We start from the raw sequence: 4800 nt of genomic DNA on the forward strand, positions 1-4800 counted from the left end.
GTGGTGTTCCGGCGGACTTCCCTGCAGGGCGAGAACATCGAAGCGGGACACGATCTCCGCGATGCAGGCCAGGGCATGAAAGTCCCGTCTGGGTGAATCCTCAGGGTCTGGCCTTCCATTTTTCGGTGAGGTCCCCGAACGCCCGCACATTCCATGTCGCCACCAGAAGATTCGCATCATTCTTGCCCGGAATCGTGTTCTCGAGTGCTGTGCTGTGCTCAGGCGGGGCAGGTCCTCGCTCACAACGGTGGGCGGCGGTGTCGCGATCAGCGTCATGAACCCATCGAACCACGCCGATCATGCCACTGGCGCTGAGATGTCCATAGACACCGTTCAAGGATAATGCGACGAAGGTCTTTGCCCTCTTGAGTCCTCGATGAAGCAGCTGAGGTCTCGCTCTCGGGTGGGCCGCTTTCCAATTCCTGATTCATCAGGGATTGGTTCGTTGTCCTCATCCGGGGTGAACATCACTACCTGGAAGACATGCATGCATGTGTGTCTTCCGGATTGGTGTTGGTTCCCGTCGTCGGTTTTAGGTTCGTGAAGGCTTGCTGTTCTCGAAGTGATGGGTCGGTCTTCTACCTTCGCCACATTGAGCGGGGTTCCTGCGCCCTGGTGCATTCACCACGTGCTTTTCCGTTATAGCCGATTGGAAGTGGGTGTTGGTGGGGTCAGGATGAGCATGAGGGAAATCATCGTGGCACCCAAGCCGAGGTGCAGCCAGTTGTCTGCTGTGTTCAGGGGCAGGAAGTTCAGGGGTAGGTTTCGCGGGGTGATCACTCCCATGATTGCCAGTACCAGGTAGATCATTCCGCCGTAGAGGAGGTAGGAGTGAGCGCCTTTGAAATATCTGGCTTTGATGATCCCTGCAATACCGAACAGTAGATGGACGGTGTTGTGGAGGTTCGATACCTGGAATAGACCGAATAGCAGTGTTGCTGAATCGTGCCCTGCAAGTTCGAGGTGCTCGGCACGGGTAGTCGTGGAGGGCATGAATCCGAGCACAGCCAGGCAAAGGAAGCCCGTGGCGATGACCACCGTAATGAACTGCAACAGGGCGCGCCTGATCGCCGGTGATGGGGGAGTCACCGAAGTGTGAGCTCGGGCTCAGGGCTTAGCCACTGGTGGGTGGTTTCATGAGCGGTGAACGCGAGGATTCCAGCAGCAACGGTTGCGGGATCACTGTGATGGACGGCGTGTGGCTTGCGGGGAATTTCCAGCAGCTCCCCGCGCTGCGAGGTTTCGGCCAGGGTACGGGACCAGTGGTTGCCGGCGATCAGGTCGCGGCTACCCCGCATGATCAGGACTCGTTGTCCTACCAGGGGGAGCCGTTCTTCGAGGTAGTAAGCCAGGGCAACTGCCAGTTCGGCGAGATACCAGCGGGGTCCGCAGCGCAGGACATCCAGGAATTGCACGGCGTTCAGGAGGGGTTTTTCCAATAGTGAGTTCATGCCGAGCCGGAGGGCTTGCTGGTAAGCGGTGCGCCGCTTTGCGTCGACTGCCGCGCCGATCAGAACAAGGTGGCTGACCAGATCCGGGCGGGTGATGGCCAGTTCGGTAGCGCTTTGAACGCCCATGGAGTGGCCTACCACCGTGCAGGATCCGACTCCGATCTCGTCAAGGAGAGCGCCGATCAAATCCGCATTGGCGGGGTTGGACATTTCTTCAGCCGGCGTGCCGGTCCATCCATAGCCGGGCAGGTCGATGAGGTACGTGTCCCCGTGATCTGCCAGCACCGCGGCGAGGCGTGCGAAGTAGCGGTGGGACATTCCGATGCCATGGATGAGGACGAACACCCGCTGGATCAGAACAAGGTTGCTGACCAGATCTGGGCGGGTGATGGCCAGTTCGGTGGCGCTTTGAACTCCCATGGAGTGACCTACCACGGTGCAGGAGTCCACTCCGATGTCGTCCAGAAGGGTGCCGATCAAATCCGCGTTGGCGGGGTTGGACATCTCTTCTGCCGGTGTGGCGGTCCATCCATAGCCGGGCAGGTCGATGAGGTACGTGTCCCCGTGATCTGCCAGCACCGCGGCGAGGCGTGCGAAGTAGCGGTGGGACATTCCGATGCCATGGATGAGGACGAACACCCGCTGTTGAACTCCCATGGAGTGACCTACCACGGTGCAGGAGTCCACTCCGATGTCGTCCAGAAGGGTGCCGATCAAATCCGCGTTGGCGGGGTTGGACATCTCTTCTGCCGGTGTGGCGGTCCATCCATAGCCGGGCAGGTCGATGAGGTACGTGTCCCCGTGATCTGCCAGCACCGCGGCGAGGCGTGCGAAGTAGCGGTGGGACATTCCGATGCCATGGATGAGGACGAACACCCGCTGCCGGAGCGCCTGCTGGAGTGCGGTGCGTCGCTTGGCGTCAACCGCCGCGCCGATCAGAACAAGGTTGCTGACCAGATCTGGGCGGGTGATGGCCAGTTCGGTGGCGCTTTGAACTCCCATGGAGTGACCTACCACGGTGCAGGAGTCCACTCCGATGTCGTCCAGAAGGGTGCCGATCAAATCCGCGTTGGCGGGGTTGGACATCTCTTCTGCCGGTGTGGCGGTCCATCCATATCCGGGCAGGTCGATGAGGTACGTATCGCCGTAATCTGCCAGGACGGAGGCGAGGCGTTTAAAGTAGCGGTGGGACATTCCGATGCCATGGATGAGGACGAACACCCGCTGAGCTGTTGCTTCCCCGGGGCTGACGTCCGATTCATGGGCGCCGGTGTGCATCATGGGGTAAGCGCGGCACTGCCGGTCACCGATCGTGATACTACGAAAATTGGCGGTGTCCGGCCTCGGGGTTGCGCTATTCCTCCCGCTGACCACGGTGCGAAGACGCCTGAGGATAGTTCGTGGTTCCTGTCTGGCAGCGACAGGTGAGTTTCCCGGTTGGGGTGGGAGGCGGTTGTCCTTGTGGAGGAGGGCGAGGATCGCCTCGGAGACCTCTCTGGCACCTCCGCGGTGGGCGGCGTGAGGTTGCCCGGAGACTTCCACGAGCCGGCCGTCCTGTGCGGTGGCGGCCAGACGCGAACACCAGCGGTGCCGCGCGACGGGGTCGTTGCTGCCGCGGATGATGAGGACCGGTTGAGTCGCTAGCGGGAGGCGCTCGTGGAGGCGGTAGTTGAGCATCACGGGGAGTTCTGTGAAGTACCAGGGCAGGCCACAGCGGGCATAGTCCGTGAAGACCATGGCATTGGTGAGGGGTCGCTCCAGCAAGCTGTCGAGACCGAGGGCCAGCGTGTGCCAAATGACTGATCGGCGGGCCGAATCCGTGACAGGGCCGATCAGGACCAACTCCGAGACCAGGTCGGGGCGTCGCAGGGCGAGTTCGGTGACGAACTGGGCGCCCATCGAGTGACCGATAAGCACACAGGACCGGATGCCCGCCGCATCCAGTGCTTCACCGATCACGACCGCGTAATCCTCTATTGCCAGTTGCTGTCCTGGTTTGGGTGTTCCTCCGAAACCGGGCAGGTCCAGCACCTGGGTGTGTCCATGACGGATGAGGTCGGCCTGCAACCGGTCAAAGTAGCGGTGGGAGAGGCCGATGCCGTGCACCATGACGAAGACCGGGGTATCCGGGGATGCCTGCGGCATCGTCGTCGAGTGGACACGGCACACCAGTCCTTCAACTTCAGTCAACGGATTCCACCGCACCTGCAGGAAGGGTTTCGTTTCCAAGCGGATGGAGGATGCTGGGGTCGTATGTTGCCACAGCTTCCAGCGCGTCCAGCACTGCCAGGGGCGGCAGGTCCGCGGCGGCAGAGACCACGGCGATGGGTTCGCCGTGGGCGACAGCGTCGGCGATCGCTTTCTCCAGTTCCTGCGGCGCATCCTCGAAGGTAGGAAGCATGGAGGCCTGCAACGGGCCGGAGGATCTTGAATCCGCTGCCGTGATGATCTTTTCAAGATCCTTACCGGTCATGGTCGTTCACCTGTCAGGTATAGCAGGGGGAGGGAGAGAGCCAGGAAAGGTGATCATGGCCGGTGGTACCGAACAATCTAGGGTCGACGGTACTTGTTGACCATGGGGCAATCGAACGGATCGCGGGCTGACAAACCTACGCGGTTGAGGTAGGTCACCACTGCGCCGTAGGAGGCGGCAATGCCGACCTCGGTGTAGGGCACCCTGAGCCGTTCGCAGTGTTCCCGCACGATGACTGCTGCCCGGCGCAGATGTGGACGGGGCATATCGGGGAAAAGGTGGTGCTCGATCTGGAAGTTCAGGCCGCCGAAGGCGTTGTTCACGAAGGATCCGCCGCGGATGTTGCGTGCTTTCGCGGCGTCTTCTTCGAGGAAGGAGATGGTGTCGACCTCGATGTCGGGGTCCTTGCCCCGGGTGTTGGGATCGTTGTGGTGGCGGGTGTGCTTGTCCTGCATGGCGTCGCGGCCGTCGAAGATGTCATCGCCACCGCCGTCACCATTACCCACCATCACCGAAGTGATGACGGTCGCGAGGACCATAGCGATGTAGGCGAAGAACTCGGTGGTCTTCGTCGAGGCCTTCGTCTCAGTCGACGGGCGGGTCTCGGTGCTGTTGTTATTGCCGGTGTTGCGGTTATTGCGGTTGCGGTTGTTGGAATTAGCCATGGGTATCTCCTGAAGAGGGTGAGGGTGCCGCTTGTCGGCAGTGGCAAGCGAGCCCTGAGTGAGCTGCTCCACGTGAAGGGATGGAAGTGCTACGCGTCGTAGTGTTCGCGGCTTCCGGACTTCGCCAGTCCACGGGAAACCAGGTAGCCAATGGTCAGGTAAGTAATCAATTGCATGGCGTCGCGGCCGTCGAAGATGTCATCGCCACCGC

The 4800-nt window shown here is 61.1% G+C and carries 4 protein-coding genes; all 4 read right to left on the reverse strand.

The window, feature by feature from the left end; all coding sequences use genetic code 11:
* Window positions 1–639: 639 nt before the first annotated feature.
* The gene (locus Y705_RS0101310) at window positions 640–1053 is read right to left on the reverse strand and encodes a DUF4383 domain-containing protein (protein WP_253908435.1); all 414 of its coding nucleotides are present in this window, start codon (window positions 1051–1053) and stop codon (window positions 640–642) included.
* A gap of 32 nt (window positions 1054–1085) precedes the next feature.
* Window positions 1086–3641 (reverse strand): alpha/beta fold hydrolase, encoded by a 2556-nt coding sequence (locus Y705_RS16440; protein WP_162149016.1) that lies wholly within the window; start codon window positions 3639–3641, stop codon window positions 1086–1088.
* Window positions 3634–3924 (reverse strand): hypothetical protein, encoded by a 291-nt coding sequence (locus Y705_RS22035; RefSeq protein ID WP_026531563.1) that lies wholly within the window; start codon window positions 3922–3924, stop codon window positions 3634–3636. The genes Y705_RS16440 and Y705_RS22035 overlap by 8 nt, the downstream gene beginning before the upstream one ends.
* Window positions 3925–4001: 77 nt before the next feature.
* Window positions 4002–4589: a fatty acid desaturase gene (locus tag Y705_RS22865; RefSeq protein ID WP_026531564.1), complete on the reverse strand. Its 588-nt coding sequence runs from the start codon at window positions 4587–4589 to the stop codon at window positions 4002–4004.
* Window positions 4590–4800 lie beyond the last annotated feature (211 nt).

It is taken from the genome of Arthrobacter sp. H41, assembly GCF_000520535.1.
GTDB lineage: Bacteria > Actinomycetota > Actinomycetes > Actinomycetales > Micrococcaceae > Arthrobacter_D.

Coding starts and splice junctions, on each gene's coding strand:
- Y705_RS22035 (WP_026531563.1), bottom strand. CDS start 3,924: ATGACCGGTAAGGATCTTGAAAAGATCATCACGGCAGCGGATTCAAGA.
- Y705_RS22865 (WP_026531564.1), bottom strand. CDS start 4,589: ATGGCTAATTCCAACAACCGCAACCGCAATAACCGCAACACCGGCAAT.